Source organism: Bacillus sp. z33, from assembly GCF_058313615.1.
In genome coordinates this window covers 1,426,857-1,444,317 of sequence record NZ_JBZFQN010000001.1, presented here as the reverse complement: position 1 = coordinate 1,444,317, position 17,461 = coordinate 1,426,857, and the positions used below count along the sequence as shown (strand labels likewise).

Annotated in this window: 20 protein-coding genes and 1 riboswitch; of the genes, 9 read left to right on the top strand and 11 right to left on the bottom strand. The window is 38.2% G+C overall.

The window, feature by feature from the left end:
• The 3 genes from menB to AC4G3L_RS06795 all read left to right on the top strand — a co-directional run bounded on the left by menB (position 1) and on the right by AC4G3L_RS06795 (position 3,113).
• Positions 1–819 carry a 1,4-dihydroxy-2-naphthoyl-CoA synthase gene (menB, locus tag AC4G3L_RS06805; protein WP_491076199.1) on the top strand — a complete coding sequence of 273 codons (819 nt, stop codon included), beginning with the start codon at positions 1–3 and terminating at the stop codon, positions 817–819.
• Positions 820–1,441: 622 nt separating this feature from the next.
• Positions 1,442–2,893 (top strand): o-succinylbenzoate--CoA ligase, encoded by a 1,452-nt coding sequence (locus AC4G3L_RS06800; protein ID WP_491076198.1) that lies wholly within the window; start codon positions 1,442–1,444, stop codon positions 2,891–2,893.
• Between the two features lie 88 nt (positions 2,894–2,981).
• Complete coding sequence (locus AC4G3L_RS06795; RefSeq protein WP_491076197.1) at positions 2,982–3,113, top strand: hypothetical protein; 132 nt, start codon at positions 2,982–2,984, stop codon at positions 3,111–3,113.
• 34 nt (positions 3,114–3,147) lie between these two features.
• Here the strand turns inward: AC4G3L_RS06795 and AC4G3L_RS06790 are convergent, their stop codons facing one another.
• The 4 genes from AC4G3L_RS06790 to yidD form a co-directional block, all read right to left on the bottom strand.
• Positions 3,148–3,342: a hypothetical protein gene (locus AC4G3L_RS06790; protein ID WP_491076196.1), complete on the bottom strand. Its 195-nt coding sequence runs from the start codon at positions 3,340–3,342 to the stop codon at positions 3,148–3,150.
• 21 nt (positions 3,343–3,363) lie between these two features.
• On the bottom strand, positions 3,364–3,525 hold the full coding sequence (locus AC4G3L_RS06785) for a DUF1540 domain-containing protein (protein WP_491076195.1): 162 nt from the start codon (positions 3,523–3,525) through the stop codon (positions 3,364–3,366).
• Positions 3,526–3,637: 112 nt separating this feature from the next.
• Positions 3,638–4,567, bottom strand: a complete 930-nt coding sequence (locus AC4G3L_RS06780) for a metal ABC transporter solute-binding protein, Zn/Mn family (RefSeq protein WP_491076194.1) — start codon at positions 4,565–4,567, stop codon at positions 3,638–3,640.
• A gap of 113 nt (positions 4,568–4,680) precedes the next feature.
• Positions 4,681–4,914: a membrane protein insertion efficiency factor YidD gene (gene yidD / locus AC4G3L_RS06775; protein ID WP_491076193.1), complete on the bottom strand. Its 234-nt coding sequence runs from the start codon at positions 4,912–4,914 to the stop codon at positions 4,681–4,683.
• Between the two features lie 135 nt (positions 4,915–5,049).
• On the opposite strand from yidD, the gene AC4G3L_RS06770 reads away from it, so the two are divergent.
• The gene (locus tag AC4G3L_RS06770; RefSeq protein ID WP_491076192.1) at positions 5,050–5,523 is read left to right on the top strand and encodes an S-ribosylhomocysteine lyase; all 474 of its coding nucleotides are present in this window, start codon (positions 5,050–5,052) and stop codon (positions 5,521–5,523) included.
• 18 nt (positions 5,524–5,541) lie between these two features.
• Here the strand turns inward: AC4G3L_RS06770 and ytzI are convergent, their stop codons facing one another.
• Together ytzI and AC4G3L_RS06760 are read right to left on the bottom strand one after the other, a co-directional pair.
• A complete protein-coding gene (gene ytzI / locus AC4G3L_RS06765; RefSeq protein WP_491076191.1) occupies positions 5,542–5,739 on the bottom strand; it encodes a YtzI protein in 198 nt (65 codons plus the stop codon).
• 171 nt (positions 5,740–5,910) lie between these two features.
• Positions 5,911–6,153 (bottom strand): DUF6154 family protein, encoded by a 243-nt coding sequence (locus AC4G3L_RS06760; protein ID WP_491076190.1) that lies wholly within the window; start codon positions 6,151–6,153, stop codon positions 5,911–5,913.
• Positions 6,154–6,398: 245 nt separating this feature from the next.
• Between AC4G3L_RS06760 and ytkD the strand changes: the two genes are divergently transcribed.
• The gene (gene ytkD, locus AC4G3L_RS06755) at positions 6,399–6,872 is read left to right on the top strand and encodes an RNA deprotection pyrophosphohydrolase (RefSeq protein ID WP_491076189.1); all 474 of its coding nucleotides are present in this window, start codon (positions 6,399–6,401) and stop codon (positions 6,870–6,872) included.
• Here the strand turns inward: ytkD and AC4G3L_RS06750 are convergent.
• From AC4G3L_RS06750 to AC4G3L_RS06740, 3 genes are read right to left on the bottom strand one after another with little or no spacing between them, the layout of a single operon-like run.
• The gene (locus AC4G3L_RS06750; protein WP_491076188.1) at positions 6,864–7,679 is read right to left on the bottom strand and encodes an ABC transporter permease; all 816 of its coding nucleotides are present in this window, start codon (positions 7,677–7,679) and stop codon (positions 6,864–6,866) included. The genes ytkD and AC4G3L_RS06750 overlap by 9 nt on opposite strands.
• A complete protein-coding gene (locus AC4G3L_RS06745) occupies positions 7,666–8,436 on the bottom strand; it encodes an ABC transporter ATP-binding protein (RefSeq protein ID WP_491076187.1) in 771 nt (256 codons plus the stop codon). The genes AC4G3L_RS06750 and AC4G3L_RS06745 overlap by 14 nt, the downstream gene beginning before the upstream one ends.
• 18 nt (positions 8,437–8,454) lie before the next feature.
• The gene (locus tag AC4G3L_RS06740; RefSeq protein ID WP_491076261.1) at positions 8,455–9,429 is read right to left on the bottom strand and encodes an ABC transporter substrate-binding protein; all 975 of its coding nucleotides are present in this window, start codon (positions 9,427–9,429) and stop codon (positions 8,455–8,457) included.
• Between the two features lie 145 nt (positions 9,430–9,574).
• On the opposite strand from AC4G3L_RS06740, the gene AC4G3L_RS06735 reads away from it, so the two are divergent.
• Both AC4G3L_RS06735 and AC4G3L_RS06730 read left to right on the top strand, forming a co-directional pair.
• Positions 9,575–10,402 carry an alpha/beta hydrolase family protein gene (locus AC4G3L_RS06735; protein ID WP_491076186.1) on the top strand — a complete coding sequence of 276 codons (828 nt, stop codon included), beginning with the start codon at positions 9,575–9,577 and terminating at the stop codon, positions 10,400–10,402.
• Positions 10,403–10,420: 18 nt separating this feature from the next.
• On the top strand, positions 10,421–10,663 hold the full coding sequence (locus AC4G3L_RS06730) for a DUF2584 domain-containing protein (RefSeq protein ID WP_491076185.1): 243 nt from the start codon (positions 10,421–10,423) through the stop codon (positions 10,661–10,663).
• A gap of 158 nt (positions 10,664–10,821) precedes the next feature.
• Here AC4G3L_RS06730 and pckA read toward each other — a convergent pair whose 3' ends face one another.
• Entirely contained in the window at positions 10,822–12,411 is a 1,590-nt protein-coding gene (pckA, locus tag AC4G3L_RS06725; RefSeq protein WP_491076184.1) for a phosphoenolpyruvate carboxykinase (ATP), read from the bottom strand.
• Positions 12,412–12,788: 377 nt separating this feature from the next.
• A riboswitch (SAM riboswitch) is annotated at positions 12,789–12,912 on the top strand.
• Between the two features lie 129 nt (positions 12,913–13,041).
• On the opposite strand from pckA, the gene metK reads away from it, so the two are divergent.
• Positions 13,042–14,241, top strand: a complete 1,200-nt coding sequence (gene metK, locus AC4G3L_RS06720; RefSeq protein ID WP_491076183.1) for a methionine adenosyltransferase — start codon at positions 13,042–13,044, stop codon at positions 14,239–14,241.
• Positions 14,242–14,652: 411 nt separating this feature from the next.
• On the top strand, positions 14,653–16,548 hold the full coding sequence (asnB, locus tag AC4G3L_RS06715) for an asparagine synthase (glutamine-hydrolyzing) (RefSeq protein ID WP_491076182.1): 1,896 nt from the start codon (positions 14,653–14,655) through the stop codon (positions 16,546–16,548).
• Here the strand turns inward: asnB and AC4G3L_RS06710 are convergent.
• Positions 16,545–17,399 (bottom strand): C39 family peptidase, encoded by an 855-nt coding sequence (locus tag AC4G3L_RS06710; protein WP_491076181.1) that lies wholly within the window; start codon positions 17,397–17,399, stop codon positions 16,545–16,547. The two genes, asnB and AC4G3L_RS06710, sit on opposite strands and share 4 nt — an antisense overlap.
• Positions 17,400–17,461 lie beyond the last annotated feature (62 nt).

Below are 17,461 nucleotides of genomic sequence, written 5' to 3'. Positions count from 1 at the left end.
ATGGCTTTTGATTGGGTAACCATTCGTACATATGAAGATATTTTATATGAAAGATATAATGGTATTGCTAAAATTACGATTAACCGTCCAGAGGTGCGCAACGCATTTCGTCCAAAAACGGTTATGGAATTGATTGATGCTTTTTCTCGTGCCAGAGATGATAAAGAAATTGGCGCCATTATTTTAACAGGTGCAGGTGATTTAGCGTTCTGTTCAGGCGGTGACCAAAAGGTTCGCGGTCATGGTGGATATGTAGGAGAAGATGAGATTCCACGTTTGAATGTGCTTGATCTTCAGCGTTTAATTCGTGTCATTCCAAAACCTGTTGTGGCAATGGTAGCAGGATATGCTATTGGAGGAGGCCACGTGCTGCATGTAGTATGTGATTTAACAATTGCAGCTGAAAATGCCCGTTTCGGCCAAACAGGTCCAAAGGTAGGAAGCTTTGACGCTGGTTATGGTGCAGGCTATTTAGCTAGAATAGTAGGTCATAAGAAAGCAAAAGAAATTTGGTTCCTATGCCGTCAATATGATGCACAGGAAGCGCTGGATATGGGCTTGGTAAATAAAGTAGTCCCACTTGAACAGCTTGAAAAAGAAACGGTGCAATGGTGTGAAGAAATGCTTGAGAAAAGTCCAACTGCCCTTCGTTTCTTGAAAGCAGCTTTCAATGCAGATACAGATGGATTAGCTGGACTTCAACAGCTGGCAGGGGATGCTACATTGCTTTATTATACAACTGATGAAGCTAAAGAAGGACGCGATGCATTTAAAGAAAAACGCAATCCAGACTTCGACCAATTCCCGAGATTCCCTTAATCGTGAAGGAAAACAGCTTGACGTCTATCGTCAGGCTGTTTTTATGTACATATAAGCTTAATGATAATGAAATAAGCGACAAGGCGTGCTTTTGGTTGCTCTAGGGCCTTCTGAATGTAGTTAACATGGCGCCTTTAGTCTTCGTTCAATGATATAGTCGTCTCAGCTTTATAGTTAATCCAGCTTCAGGGCCTAGCCGCTCGAGAAATAAGCATAGCCTCTGCGGGGGGGAGGAACACCCCCTCCAAGCCTTCTGTCTTATGCTTATCGCGTCTGATCAAGGCCCTTCAGCTTTATATTCAATCTAGCTTCGACTCCTAGCTCCTTCGAGGTCATAAGGATAGCCACTACGGGAGAAAGAACCTCCCTACGTGCCTCTCCTTATGCTTGTCGGAGCTGACCAGTCGTCTCAGCTTTATAGTTAATCCAGCTTCGACTCCTAGGAGCTCGAGACATAAGCAAATACTCTGCGGGAAAAGAACCTTCCCTCCGAGTATTCGTCTTATGCTTGTCGCGGGCCTACAGGATGTAGGTCATGAAGACGTTGCCACACGACGTGGCGATTTTAGTCTTCGTTCAATGATATAGTCGTCTCAGCTTTTTATTAAAGGGTGGTGTTTTTATGTTGAGTTTGGGTGATACGGTGATTCCGCAGTTTTTGATTCAACGGGCTTATTTGACGCCGGAGCGTGTGGCTCTTTCATTCGAGGAAGAGAAATGGACATTTAAAGAGTTATATGAAAACGCTCGTTTATATGCTGAAAAATTGACAGAATTAGGTGTGACAGAAAAGAAAATCATTGGAATTAATATGAAGAATAGACCGGAAATGGTCTTTATCATACATGCTCTTTTATTAATTGGGGCTAAAATTGTCCTAATCAACATTCGGTTAACGGATCGGGAGAAAGGGTGGCAATTAGCGGATGCTAATGCCGATTTTCTTATATCTGATCGCGATATGCTTCTGACTATTCCTGTGCTCACTTTAGATGACCTACAGAAGGCCCCAAAAAAGCCATTCGAAGAAAAGAAGAATTTATCTTTCAATCGAACGGCAACCATTATGTATACATCAGGTACAACTGGGAAACCCAAGGCTGTGATGCAAACAATCGGTAATCATTTTTGGAGTGCGGTTGGTTCTGCTTTAAATTTAGGCTTGCGTGATCATGATAAATGGCTGTGTTTTATGCCATTGTTCCATATCAGCGGATTATCAATTCTTTTTAGATCTGTTGTTTACGGCATAGAGACTGTATTGCAACGGGGATTTGATCCTGCACAAGCAAATGAAGCCATTCAGAACCAAGGGGTTACCATCTGTTCTGTCGTGACGAATACGTTGAAGAGAATGCTTGAGGACTTAGGAGAAGAGGACATATATCCTGAACATTTTCGATGTATGCTGCTCGGTGGTGGATCTGCCCCAATGGCGCTATTGCAAAAGTTGACAGCTAAAAACATACCTGTCTTTCAAACCTATGGGATGACAGAAACTTGTTCACAAATTGTTACACTGGCACCAGAAGATGCTAAACGTAAACTGGGTTCTGCCGGGAAGCCTTTATTGCCATGTGATATTAAAATTGTCGTTGATGGGAGCATAGCCGATTATGGTTCACCGGGTGAGATTGCAGTAAAAGGACCAAATGTGACTCCAGGCTATCTCCATGGTAGGGCACCGGAATCATTTAAGGATGGATGGTTTTATACAGGTGATATTGGTTATATGGACGAGGAAGGTTATTTGTTTGTAATAGATAGACGATCTGATTTAATTATTTCAGGTGGGGAAAATATTTATCCAGCTGAAATTGAATCAGTTCTGTCGGAACATCCAGCTATAAAAGAGGCAGGTGTTAGTGGCATTCATGATGACCAGTGGGGAGCTGTTCCGGCGGCTGCAATTGTTCCGGTTTTAGGTAGTCATTTAGATTCAAGAGAGGTTATCCAGTTTTGTGAATCGAGGTTGGCCGGTTATAAAATCCCTAAAAAAGTGGTAATGGTTAATGAGTTGCCCCGTAATGCTTCAAATAAATTAATGAGAAAAGAGTTAAATAAGTTTTTTTAGTTAATTCTGAATATTGGGTGTTGGACTTATTCAATTCAGCTTTCAAATCATGTATAATGAAAAAAAGACATAAGAAGGCGGGGAAGAAATGGCTCGTTCGAATAAGCAATACTTGATTGCTGAGATCTTGTTGCGTCGCGGACTCCCATTATCAGTTATTACCGCAATTACAAATGTGGCTGAAAAAGAAGTTGTTGAATTAATAAAAAAGAGTTTATAGAAGAAAAGCGCCCTGTATCATCGGGCGCTTTTCTTCATTCATTTTCCAGTAAACCCAATTCCAATCCGCGCTTTGCTATAAGATGGTCTACTTCCTTTGGTAATTCATCCAGGGAGCCGAATTCCGTACTCCAATAATTTGTAAAGGAATCCACGCAAATCGGAAAGGTTAAAGCATTGGTATCCTGTAAATCTTTTTGAAAATCATGGAGTTTGTGATTGATATCCATTTATGAATGACAGCCTTTCTTTTATAAAAAATCAGATGGACGAAAGGTTTTACACCCAGTATCGCCGCTTCTTAAAGCGCGTTCCTCAGAATACATATTTACTTGTATTTTTTCTGCTGCACATTTATTACCCTGTTTCCAAAAATGGCAGCTGTTTACGGAGCACTTAACACCATTAGGCATAGAAAAAATCCCTCCTTTACTTTGTATCATGTATCAATTGCTCTCTCATATGTAAAGTAAATATAGGAAGAAAAAAACCCGAATCATCAAGATTTCGGGCTATCACATATTATTAGTAGTTCAAGGCTTTTTGAAGGGAGTCTAGATTGTCTTTCGCAATAGAAAAATAATCGCGCCCTTTATCGATATCATCCTGTGTTAGAATAGATAAATTATGAATAGGCAATGATGTCAGTTTAGCCTCTTTTTGTATAATGTCAGTTAATTTACTGTTAACATTTTGTTCTACTAGTATATATTTAAGTTCATGTTCCTTGGCAGTATCCACAAGTTTCTCAAGTGATTTTTGAGTTGGTTCTTCAGAAGTGGATAGACCAGCCACGCTTATTTGTTCCGTACCGTACCGTTCTCCCCAGTAACCAAAAGCTGCATGAGAAACAAGGAATTCATTATGTTTTGACTTGCTGAATACGTTTGTATATTCTGTATTCAACTCATCAAATTTTTTAACTAATGCTTCGTAATTTTTTTCGAATGCTGGTTCTTGTTCTGGCATTTTCTCAATCAATGAATCTTTAATGTGTTTTGCCATTTCCTTTGCGTATAGCGGATCGATCCAAAGGTGTGGGTCGACTGTTCCGTGATCATGACCGTCATCTTCGTGTTCATGAGCATCAAGTTCTACCTTTTCGCCAATGGCAATCATTTCAACGTTTTCGTTAGCAAGTGTTTTGGTTACATTGTTTGCAAATCCTTCGAGATTATATCCAATGTAATAAAATAAATCAGATTCAGCGATATTAATAATATCCTGTTGTGTTGGTTCAAACGTGTGCTCATCTACACCTGCTGGATAAATAGATGAGACATTTACATAGTCTCCGCCAATCTGTTTGGTCATATATTCTAATGGATAGACAGTTGTATAAATGGAGAGTTGATTTTTATTTTGGGTGTTAGCCGTGCTATTGTCACCCTTGCATCCAGTAAGAAAAATAGATGCCCCAAGTATGAGGGCGAATATAAATGATGTTTTTTTCAAAGCAGTATCCTCCCATTAATCGTATTCATTACGATTTATTTAACAAAAAAATAAATCGAAAAGATTACGATTTACATATCTATAAAGTATGATACACGGCTTTTTCCGGTAAATCAAGAGTCTTTTTTTTCTTGTTTTGGAGGTACAGGATCAAAACCGCCAGCATGAAGAGGATGGCATTTAGATATACGTTTAATGGTGAGCCAGGTACCCTTCATTGGGCCGAAACGTTCAATTGCTTCTATGCCATATTGGGAACATGTTGGATAAAATCTGCAACTGGGCGGCTTTAAAGGTGAAATGGCTATTTGATAAAAGCGGACTATTTTTAATAATATTTTTTTCATTATATAGGCTTCCTTTTGGAGATTCATTTCATACAATCATATCATAATGCCTTATGTGGCAAACTTCAAACTTTAGGGATGAAATATCAAGCAATAAAAGGTAAAATAAGGAATAGTTGAAAGGGAGGTTTTATTATGCCATCTGTTGAAAGTTTTGAATTGGATCATAATGCTGTTAAAGCCCCGTATGTTCGTCATTGTGGAGTTCATAAGGTTGGAAGCGATGGAGTTGTTAATAAATTTGATATTCGTTTCTCCCAGCCTAATAAACAGGCTATGAAGCCGGATGCTATTCATACTTTAGAGCATCTATTAGCATTTAATATCAGGAAGTATTCTGAAGGTTATTCTCACTTTGATATAATTGATATTTCTCCAATGGGATGCCAAACAGGTTTTTATTTGGTGGTCAGTGGTGAACCAACAGTCGAGGAAATTATTGACGTACTCGATAAAACGATGAAAGAAGCTGTTGAGATCACAGAAATTCCAGCAGCAAATGAAAAGCAATGCGGTCAAGCTAAGCTTCATGATCTCGAAGGTGCAAAAAAGTTAATGAAATTTTGGTTAACACAAAGCAAGGAAGATTTGAAACAAGTATTTGCTTAAAAGAACTAGAATCCCCATTTAATATGGGGATTCTTTATTGTCATTTACTCCGGAGGTTCTAGATTGATGAATCTCTTCCCCGTCTATATGTGAATTTTGATCTAATGGGTCAATGGTGTGTTTGTATTCGTATGCTTTAGTCGTAACAAGTGCAGTAATTCCTATTACCAGCACGATTATAATTGAGCCTATCACAAATATACCTGTCATTCCCATGTGCTTCCCCCCAGTCTTTCATTTTCATTATACCATTGCCGTTAAAATCATCTTCCAATATGTAGATGTCCATGTCTGTTACTGATCGAGCTAGTAATGCTTTATAAATAGGAATCTTCAGAAATAAAAAAAACCTCCTGTACAGAAGGTTTGTCTATGTATTCGTTTATATTAATGTAAATATTTTGAGGTGGGTGATTGGATATCTTCCTTTGCAAATCGTTTTTTTAGGCTATCAATTATGTATATCCCCATTAGATTATAAAGCTCCCGATCTTCCAGTTCGTTAATTAATTGCATAACATCCTTACGATCGAGTTGTTCCAATACGGCTAAAGCTAGTATATCAATATCCTCGTCATCGCCAGTTAATTTATCACGATACAATTGGTACAATTCATCAATAAAATTCACTGAAAAGAACTCCTTTCAAATTTGAAAATCACGATTCATATAGTAATTATTTACCCCAACCTTTATAAATGTACTCTTGTTAAGTAGAAATTATTATCAATTCAATCTGTATGGGCCCAATATTTGATAATTGTTCAAGATTTCAGGAGATGAGAGTTAAACGCTTAGCTGACCAGCTCTGTAATAAATGAGTTACCTTTTTGATATAATTGAGCTAACTAAAACAAGAAAGGCGGAGAAACGGGATGGAAATATTTGAAGATAGTAACGGTAATGAGGTCCACTTCCATGAAGAACAAGGTCATTTTGAAAATGAAGCTGGCCATGTATTAGTCATATGCCGGTATAAAGGAAAATGGGTTCTTACTAATCATACCAAAAGAGGTATCGAATTTCCTGGAGGGAAGGTAGAAAAAAATGAAACCCCTGTTCAGGCTGCCCTTCGCGAGGTACATGAAGAAACAGGGGGAGAAGCAAATCAGCTGACTCCAATTGGTGAGTATAAAGTATTCGATCCAGCCGGTGCTTTTATAAAGGCTGTTTTTTATGCAGAGCTAACTGCTATTACGTCGAAAGAGGATTATATGGAAACGGATGGACCCGTTATACTGTCCGAACTGCCGTGTGAATTTCAAAAGAGCGCACGATTCAGTTTCATCATGAAAGACCAGGTAATTTTGATATGCCTGGATAAAATTAATCAATTACATTTACAGTAAACGGTCACGTATCAATTTAGCTTCGATAAACTCGACCATTTTATACATAATCGTTGCAAATACAGCTATAAGGAGTAAAGCCATTAAAACAAGTGTGAAATTAAACACCTGGAAACCATAGATAATTAAATATCCAAGTCCCTGAGAAGAAACGAGGAATTCTCCGACAATGACACCAACCCAAGCCAGACCGACATTTACCTTCAGTGTGGATATGATGACTGGAAAGGAATACGGCAAGACCGCTTCCTTAAAGATTTGCATACGGCCAGCATTAAATGTTTCCAGTACCTTTATATAATTAGAATCAATTTCCTTGAAGCTCGTGTAGACGACAATGGTTGTAACAATGACTGAGATAATGATTCCATTGGTGATGACAGATGACAATCCCGGTCCCATCGCTACAATAATAATAGGTCCAAGCGCAACCTTTGGCATAGCATTAAAGATAACTAAATAAGGGTCCAATACTTTGGATAGCATTGGAGACCACCACAAGGCAACTGCTAGAAGTGTCCCTAATAATGTTCCTAATATAAAGCTGACTACCGTCTCAAACAACGTCAATCCGAGATGGCTGAGCAGGCTGCCATCCTGTATTTTTTCAATCAGCATCTGGGCGATACTGGAAGGAGAGCTGAACAGGAGGGGGTCTATCCAGTTAAAGTGGCTTGCCATTTCCCAAAAGGCAAAAAATAAAACGAATATAACAGCCTGATAGAGCCAAACTTTATGTTGAGTGCTTTTTAATTGTTGGATATAGTTTTTGTGGAGAAGGTTTATTTTATGGTTATGATCCGCCAAACTGTTCCATCTCCTTCCATATAAGCTGAAATACATCTGAATAGTCTGGATGATTTCTTGCTTCAAATGGGGACAACGCTCTTAACTCTATTGGGATATCAAACTCCATATGAATCTTTCCCGGTTTAGGAGAAAGCAGGAAGACACGATCACTCATGGCTACGGCTTCTCCTATATCGTGTGTAACTAGAATGGCGGTTTTTTTAAAGGATTTCAATGTGCTTGCAACAATATCCTCGAGTTTGAGTTTGGTTTGCAAATCCAGAGCAGAAAAAGGTTCATCGAGCAAGAGAAGGGTTGGATTTGTTGCCAGGGTTCTTACAAGAGCGGCCCGCTGTCGCATTCCGCCTGATAGTTCTCTTGGGAATTTGTTTAATACATCTTTTAGGCCGATTTCATCTAATAAGGAGATTGCTCGTTCCTCTTGCTTCGGATCTAGCTGCTTTAATAATTTTAGTCCAATCAGAATATTTTCTTTAATCGTTTTCCATGGAAATAAATAATCCTGCTGCAGCATATATCCGATATCCTGACGATTAGTAAGGACATCTTTTCCATATAGCTTTACCTTTCCTTCGCTAGGCTTAAAGAGACCGGATATAATGGACAGCAATGTAGTTTTGCCACAGCCGCTTGGGCCAAGGAAAGAAATAAAATCTCCTTCCTCGACCGTTAGCGATATATTTTCTAACGCTATAGATGCTTGTGTTTTAGATAAATAGAGATGTGATACATTCTCTATTGTTAATAAAGGCATATCTTCTGCCTCCTTACCTTATTTGGAAACTTCCTCTGCAATTTTTGTATTGACCAGGGTTTTGTGATCAATAAATGAATCTATTTCACCAGCTTCTTTCATGATATCCTGTAGATTTAGCCATTCTTCTTCGTCGAGAATTGGATTTAGGGCAAAGGATTCCTGTGATTTATATCGATCAATAGCCATTTCAATAATTTCAACATCTGTATCTTCAAAATACGGATGGATCGCTTTTGCGACTTCACCGGAATCTGTTTCTTCAACCCATTTTTGTGCTTTATAAATTGCTTTTGTAAAACTTTTAACTAAATCTCCATTTTCCTTCAAATAGCTTTCTTTTGCCATAAAGGTGGTGTATGGCACATGCCCTGATTCTTTTCCGAAGGAAGCAACGATATGTCCTTTTCCTTCTTTTTCGAAAACACTTGCCTGAGGTTCAAATAACTGTACATAATCGCCTGTTCCTGAAGCAAAGGCATTGGCAATATTGGCAAAATCAATATTTTGAATTAATTTCAGATCTTTTTGAGGATTGATATCATGTTTTTTTAGCACATATTCTCCAACCATTTGCGGCATACCGCCTTTTCTCTGCCCGAGAAATGTACTGCCTTCTAGCATATTCCAGTCAAAGTTATCGATTTTCTCTCTTGAAACAAGGAAGGTGCCATCTGTTTGTGTAAGCTGGGCAAAATTAATAACAGGATCTCTTGAATTTTGTCCATGAACATAAATCGAAGTTTCCGATCCGACAAGCGCGATATCAGCGCCGCCAGAGAGAAGCGCAGTCATTGTTTTGTCACCGCCCCATGCGGTCTGCAGGTCTACGTCGAGTCCTTCATCCTTAAAAAAACCTTTTGCCAGAGCAACATATTCAGGTGCATAAAAAATGGAGCGAGTGACTTCTGATACTTTAACTTTTGTCATTTTTTCAGTTGGTTCACTATCTTTGCAAGCCGATAAGCTAAAGATAAGCAGAATAGAGATCATACAGAAGAAGCTGGTTTTAAGATAATGTTTCAAGGGAATTTCCTCCTTAGTAGGCAGTATGTATGCCAAAGTTTAGTTAATCGTATTGTATGTATAGGGTATATATGTGTGAATGCCCATAATACATCGTAGAGGAGTCCGGGTTATGCAGAAACTACAATCGTCACTGGGAAGTATCATAGATAAACGTCGATATCCATCACCGCATCCGGATATAGACTTATTTTTGGTCACCTATTTATCGAATGGGCTGCTGGTTAAGGGCCTCTTAGCTGAGCCTAAAGCAAATGAAATAATAGATGGATTTTTATATTTACGGGGAGGCATTAAAAACGTTGGAAAAGTCCGTCCAGGCCGTATCATTCAGTTTGCCAGTCAGGGATTTGTTGTGTTTGCTCCATTTTATCGTGGTAATCAGGGGGGAGAAGGAGAAGAAGATTTTGCCGGAGAGGATCGATGGGATGCCATTGCGGGATTCGAACTCTTGAAGCAGCACAAAAAAGTAAATCTAAAAAGGGTACATATCTTCGGCTTTTCTCGTGGAGGCATTATGGCATTGTGGACCGCTATATACTGCCAGGATGCAGCTTCACTTGTGACATGGGGAGGAGTATCAGATATGGTTTTGACCTATCTGGAGCGAATAGATCTGAGAAGAATGTTAAAAAGAGTCATTGGAGGTACGCCGAACAAGCTGCCGGATGAATATAAATATCGTACTCCCTTATATAATATTGATAAAATCACATGTGATGTTCTGATTATTCATGGTGAGAAAGATGAGAATGTTTCAATTGAACACGCCAATACATTGAGAACGCGGTTGAAGGATCAAGGAAAGAGTGTAGAGGCGTGGTACTTTAAGGATTATACTCATTATTTCCCTCCTAAAATGAATCGACAGATCGTAGCTGATTTGACGAAATGGATGAAAGAAGCAGCCTCAAATGGTACTATTGAAATAAAAACATGAAAGAGGGGAGTGGGAGACTTGGGTATGCCAATGGAATTGAATACACTCATTGTGACAAAGGCAAATGAAAAAAGAATCGGGGAGAATCTCTTTATTCTAAAAAAAGAAGGATATCGCTTATATCCAATCGAGATTCCGATAGAGGTCAGAAGAACGCTTGACGGAGAATCGCGAGGAACAGCGCTGATAAGAAAAGTAGAATGGGAAAAAAAGTATACAACTGTTACATATGAATTGATTTCTCTAAATTCCAGTAATTAAAATTCAATAAAGAATGCAATAACGAACCTTTCCCTGAACTTTGTTTGGCATAAGGTTTGTTTTTGTTTTAAGAAATTACCGGATCGTTAGTATTAAGACGTGAATAAAAAATGGTGCCTTGAAAGCCATATGTAATGACTTTAAGACACCATTGCTTATTAAATCGTAACCGGTCCGCCTTTTGATTCTATTTCAGGACTGATATTTTTGAATTCCTTGAAATTTTCTCTGAACTTATTAGCCAGCTCATTGGCTTTTGTATAATAGGCTTCTTGATTTTTCCAAGTTTTCTGTGGTTGTAAAACTTCATCAGGAACCCCAGGAACATGTAAAGGAATCGCGAGTCCGAATATACTGTCCTGAACCGTTTCGATATTGGTCAGTTCGCCCTCTAATGCAGCCTGAATCATCAATCGTGTATAAGAAAGCTTCATACGGCTACCGGTTCCATATTCGCCTCCGGTCCAGCCTGTGTTAACCAAATATACCTGAACTTGATGTTCCTCAATATTTTTACCCAGCATCTCAGCATACTTTGTTGGATGCAGCGGAAGGAACGGTGATCCGAAGCAGGTAGAAAAGGTTGCCTGCGGTGAAGTAATTCCGAGTTCAGTGCCGGCTAACTTACTTGTATAACCGCTTAGGAAATGATACATGGCCTGTTCCTTTGTTAATTTACTGATTGGAGGCAACACACCAAAAGCATCAGCTGTTAAAAAGATGATTGTATTAGGATGTCCTGCAATACTTGGTTTGACGATGTTTTGCATGGCTTCTATAGGGTAAGCTGCACGTGTATTTTCTGTCAGCATCCCATTATCATAGTCTGCAACTCTCGTATGTTCGTCCACAATTACATTCTCCAGCACAGAACCAAACCGGATTGCGTTAAATATTTGAGGTTCTTTTTCCTGTGAAAGATTAATGCATTTGGCGTAACATCCGCCTTCAATATTAAATACACCTTCAGGTGACCAGCCATGTTCATCATCACCAATTAAACGACGGTTTGGATCGGCTGATAAAGTGGTTTTTCCTGTCCCGGACAGACCGAAGAAAAGAGCAACATCGCCTTCGAATCCTACATTAGCCGAACAATGCATGGAAAATACATTCTTCTCTGGGAGCAAGTAATTCATAATAGAGAAAATGGATTTTTTCATTTCTCCAGCGTATTCAGTGCCTCCGATTAAAACGACCTTTTTCTCAAAAGAAATAATGATAAATGTTTCTGAATGTGTACCATCCACTAGAGGATCTGCTTTAAAGCCAGGGGCTGAGATAATTGTAAACTCAGGTGAATGATGACTGAGCTCTTCTTCAGTAGGTCGGATAAAAAGTTGATGAACAAATAAATTATGCCAGGCATATTCATTAATGACTTGAATGGGAAGGCGGTAATCTTTTGAAGCACCGGCAAATCCATTAAAGAGGAATAATTCATCTCTTTGTTCGAGGTAATCCATTACTTTCTCATATAGTTTTGAAAAAACAGCTTCTGATATAGGCTGATTGACGCTCCCCCAGGCTATTTTATCTTTAGTGGAAGCTTCTTCTACAATATATTTATCTTTTGGGGATCTACCAGTATATTTGCCTGTTTCTGCTTTAACAGCTCCGGTAGATGTAAGGATTCCCTCTTTTCGGGTTAATACTTTTTCAACTAACTGTGGCACAGAAAGCTGAATATGAATATTATCATGAGTAAGTGATTGCTTCAATTCATTGGAAACTCCTATATAGGTCATACGAGATCATCCTTTTCCAGAATTTTGGTAAGTATATTATATGAAAATTAGTATAACACATTTAATTTAATTATCCATACTAATTATATTATTTTTCAAGATAAAGGCTATATCATTATAATTGGATAATAAATAAAGTGTATAATGACGTATTTTTTGATAATTTATCTAAGAATGAAGCGGAATATATCTATCTGGTTATTTTGAATTTTCATAAATTAATTATATCAATATTATTTTTAGAATGCGAATTTTATACTTTGAGTTATTCTGTTCCTCGGTCATTCTAAATGCCATGTGTCAACCTAACAATATATTCCTATTTATTTATTGACAGGATTTATTGGATAAGATATCATATACATTTGATATGGATACTCTTATCAAGACTCGGTGGAGAGACGAGCTCTATGAAGCCGGGGCAACCTGCAGTTTGATTCATTTGTAATCACGCAAAGGTGCTAACTTGATGCAAGGTTATATTGCCTTGAACGATGAGAGTGAAAGGCAGATTTCTGAGACTTCGACCTTTCCTCTTTTTAAAGGAGGAAAGGTCTTTTTTTATATAATCAGGAGATAATTAATGATAATGAGTAGCCATTAAACAGGGAAGTTGAAGGAGGAAAAAATATGTCTAATAAAAGACATTTGTTTACATCAGAATCTGTAACAGAAGGTCATCCAGATAAAATTTGCGATCAGATCTCAGATTCTATATTGGATGAAATCTTAGCCAAGGATCCAAATGCAAGGGTAGCTTGTGAAACCTCTGTTACTACTGGTTTAGTTCTAGTTGCTGGGGAAATCACTACATCTACGTATGTTGATATTCCAAAAATAGTTCGCGATACCATCAAAGGGATTGGTTATACGCGAGCTAAATATGGATTTGATGCAGAAACTTGTGCTGTCTTAACCGCGATTGATGAACAATCCGCTGATATTGCCCAGGGTGTAAATCAGGCTTTGGAATCAAGAGAAGGTACAATGTCTGATGAAGAGATTGAAGCTATTGGAGCGGGGGACCAGGGACTTATGTTTGGATTTGCCTGCAATGAGACAGAAGAATTAATGCCTCTTCCAATCTCTCTTGCTCACCAATTATCCAGAAGGCTGGCTGAAGTTCGTAAACAGGATATTTTGCCATATTTGCGCCCGGATGGAAAAACACAAGTTACGGTAGAATATGATGAAAACAAAAAACCAGTTAGAATAGATACAATCGTTATCTCCACTCAACATGACGCGGAAACAACACTTGAACAAATTAAGAAAGATCTAAAAGAACAAGTGATCAAGCCGGTTGTTCCTGCTCATCTTATAGATGAAGAGACGAAATACTTTATTAACCCAACAGGCCGTTTTGTTATTGGCGGACCACAAGGGGATGCTGGCCTGACGGGACGTAAAATTATTGTTGACACATATGGTGGATATGCACGCCATGGTGGAGGAGCATTCTCTGGTAAAGATGCTACGAAGGTAGACAGATCTGCAGCTTATGCAGCCAGATATGTAGCTAAAAATATTGTCGCCGCGGGTCTTGCTGATAAAGCCGAAGTCCAATTGGCTTATGCAATCGGTGTGGCAAAGCCGGTATCTATTTCAATAGATACTTTCGGTACTGGTAAAATTGATGAGGAAAGATTAATTGAATTAGTACGTGCTAACTTTGATCTGAGACCTGCTGGCATCATTAAAATGCTTGATTTAAGACGTCCAATTTATAAGCAAACAGCAGCTTATGGCCATTTTGGTCGCAATGATTTGGATCTTCCATGGGAGAGAACAGATAAAGTGGCGGTTTTACGTACTGGGGCTGGTTTATAAGAAGTAGAATGAAAGAGGTAATATAATACCTCTTTCAGACTGTAGACAAAATCCTTATTTTAGGGGACCTTGTCTGCAGTTTTTTTGTTTTTGCTATTCTCTCCTTTCCGATTCATGCTCTTTTCCGCGGGCATACTGAAGATAATAGGACAAATGAATTCATAATATGGCACCTATAGAGCCATTCTGAATTCATTTTGTCTACAATCCGTAAGAGGCATAAAAATGCCTCTTTTTTTTTTTGTCGAACAGTGGTAGAATTTAGGTGTGTTATATTTTGGAAATTTAGTGGTTATATTTTCTATAAGTATTTTTACCGATAGAACTGTTTATAACATACTGTCTTTTGATAGGATTTTATTGTCTGAAAAGTATGAACTATCTTTAAGTGAAATGAGTAGGTGAAAAGTAATGTGTGGATTTGTTGGATGTATGCATGATCGACTGCTGAAAAATCAGGATGCCGAACTATTAAAGAGTATGAATGATTTAATTACACATAGAGGACCGGATGATGAGGGCTTTTATATAGATGAACATATTCAGCTTGGATTTAGAAGGTTGAGTATTATTGATATTGAAAGTGGTCATCAGCCTTTAACGTATGAAAATGAACGCTATTGGATTATTTTTAATGGGGAAGTTTACAACTACCTGGAATTAAAAGAAGTTCTGGTAAAAGAAGGTATGAAATTTTCTACAAACTCAGATACTGAAGTAATCTTGGCAGCTTTTGTTCAATATGGAGAGAAGGCAGTCGAATTGCTTCGTGGGATGTTTGGATTTGTAATATGGGATAAACAGGAAAAATCTGTTTTTGGTGCTCGTGATCCATTTGGTATTAAACCATTTTTTTATTTTGAAGATGGGGAAAAAACATATTTTGCGTCAGAGAAAAAGAGTATATTGCATGCACTGGAAAACTCTGAATTAGATCCCGTGTCTTTACAACACTATCTTACCTATCAGTTTACTCCAGAACCGGCTACTATGACGAAGAATATAAAAAAATTGATGCCTGGACATTGCTTTACCAAGAGCATTGGCAAGCCAATGAAAATTCGTCAATATTGGAAAGCTGATTTTAAACCGGTTCACCGCAGTGAACAGGACTGGATAAAAGAGATTCAGGATGTTTTGTATGACAGTGTTAAAATGCATATGCGCAGTGATGTTCCAGTAGGTTCGTTTCTCTCTGGAGGAATTGATTCTACGATTATCGCTTCTATTGCAAAAGAATATCATCCTGGAATAAAAACATTCTCTGTTGGATTTGAACAAAATGGATTCAGTGAAATTGATGTGGCGAAAGAAACAGCTGATAAACTAGGGGTAGAAAATATCAGCTATATCATTACGCCAGAAGAATATATGAAAGAATTGCCAAACATTATGTGGCATATGGATGATCCATTGGCAGATCCCGCATGTGTTCCTTTATATTTTGTGGCAAGGGAAGCGCGTAAGCATGTAACAGTGGTTCTTTCAGGTGAAGGGGCAGATGAATTATTTGGGGGCTATAATATTTATCGTGAGCCTCAATCCCTGGCTATGTTTAATAAAATACCTGTGTTTATGAAAAAAGCACTTAAACAAATTGCAACCATGATGCCTGAAGGAGTAAAAGGCAAGAGCTTCATCGAGCGCGGCTGTACTCCACTAGAAGAGCGTTATTTGGGAAATGCCAAGATGTTTATGGAGGAAGAAAAGAAGAGACTTTATAAGCTTTATAAAGAAGGTCGGGACTATACGAGCATTACACATCCGTTTTATGCAGAAACATCCGATTATGATGATGTGAGCAGAATGCAGTATATTGATATTCATACGTGGCTGCGCGGAGACATATTATTGAAAGCAGATAAAATGACGATGGCTCATTCCCTGGAGCTTCGTGTCCCATTTCTTGATAAAAAAATATTTGAGGTAGCGTCAGGTATACCTACGGATTTAAAAACGGCGCATGGAACAACAAAATATATTCTTAGAAAAGCGGCAGAAGGAATTATTCCGGATCATGTGTTGAATCGTAAAAAACTAGGTTTCCCAGTACCTATTCGTCATTGGTTAAAAAATGAAATGTATGATTGGGCAATAAAAATCATTAATGAAAGCCAAACTGATCATTTGCTTGATAAGCAAGTGGTTATGAACCTAATGAACGATCATGTAACAGGCAGGGCTGATAATAGCCGGAAGTTATGGACCGTTTTAGTATTCATGATATGGTACTCGGTTTATGTCGAAGAAAAATATCCTTTTCAGGCTGAAGCTGAAAAGGATATGCTGAGAGAGCAGTTCATTTAATTTTTATAGGTTATGGCTTGTTTACCCATTTGCACCCACGCTTCTTCAAAATCAGCGGCGGGTGCTTTTTTATTTTTGATTCCGGTCAATGGGTCATTAAAATAGATAAAATCCTGATCAAATCCTGTCACTACAACCGAATGCTCTTTATATGTAATAGATATTTTTCCATTTGGTGTTGTCCAAGTATGGAAGTACGATGGGTCTAATTTTCGATAAGCCGTATTAATGATGACCCACACAGGTCGTTTAGTTGAGAGATATTTTTTGATTTGATTGAAATCACTATTGGTAAAATCAATTATATTGCCGGGCATATAACTTTCTGCCAGTTCTTTAATGGGGGTATGATACACTCCAAGCCCGGGTTTATTAGTGGAATACATATCTCCAATAAATCCATCATTGGGATCACCGTAATAAATTTGTCCGTTTATATTTTTCATTTTGGCAGGATTCTTTTTTATTTGCTTGGCAAGCGTTAGTTTTTCCGCATCCATACCGGCGTACTGAAGAAGCATGGCCAAGCTGGTTACTTCACAGCCTCTAGGAAGCTCAGGCAACTGTTTGACTATAGGTACATCAAGCAGCACCTTGGTTTTTATGGATGGATTAGATGCCGGCAAATGATCTTTGGTTTTAGAAACTGTGTAATTTACCGGTTTTATCACCATTTTATAAAGCTGATTTGCAAATGAGAAACTAGAGTTATAGCTTTTCCAGCCTGTATACAATAAAATAATCATTATGAGAAAACTGATCGAGATTGTTAAAGGGCGAACTCTGCGTAGGAGATAAACACCTGTTGAAACGAGAATAAACAACAAGAACATTAAAATGAAGAGATTCATTATTTTACTCCTGATATTAGATTAATAAAGATTCACCATTTATAGCTAAACAAATGAGGGAA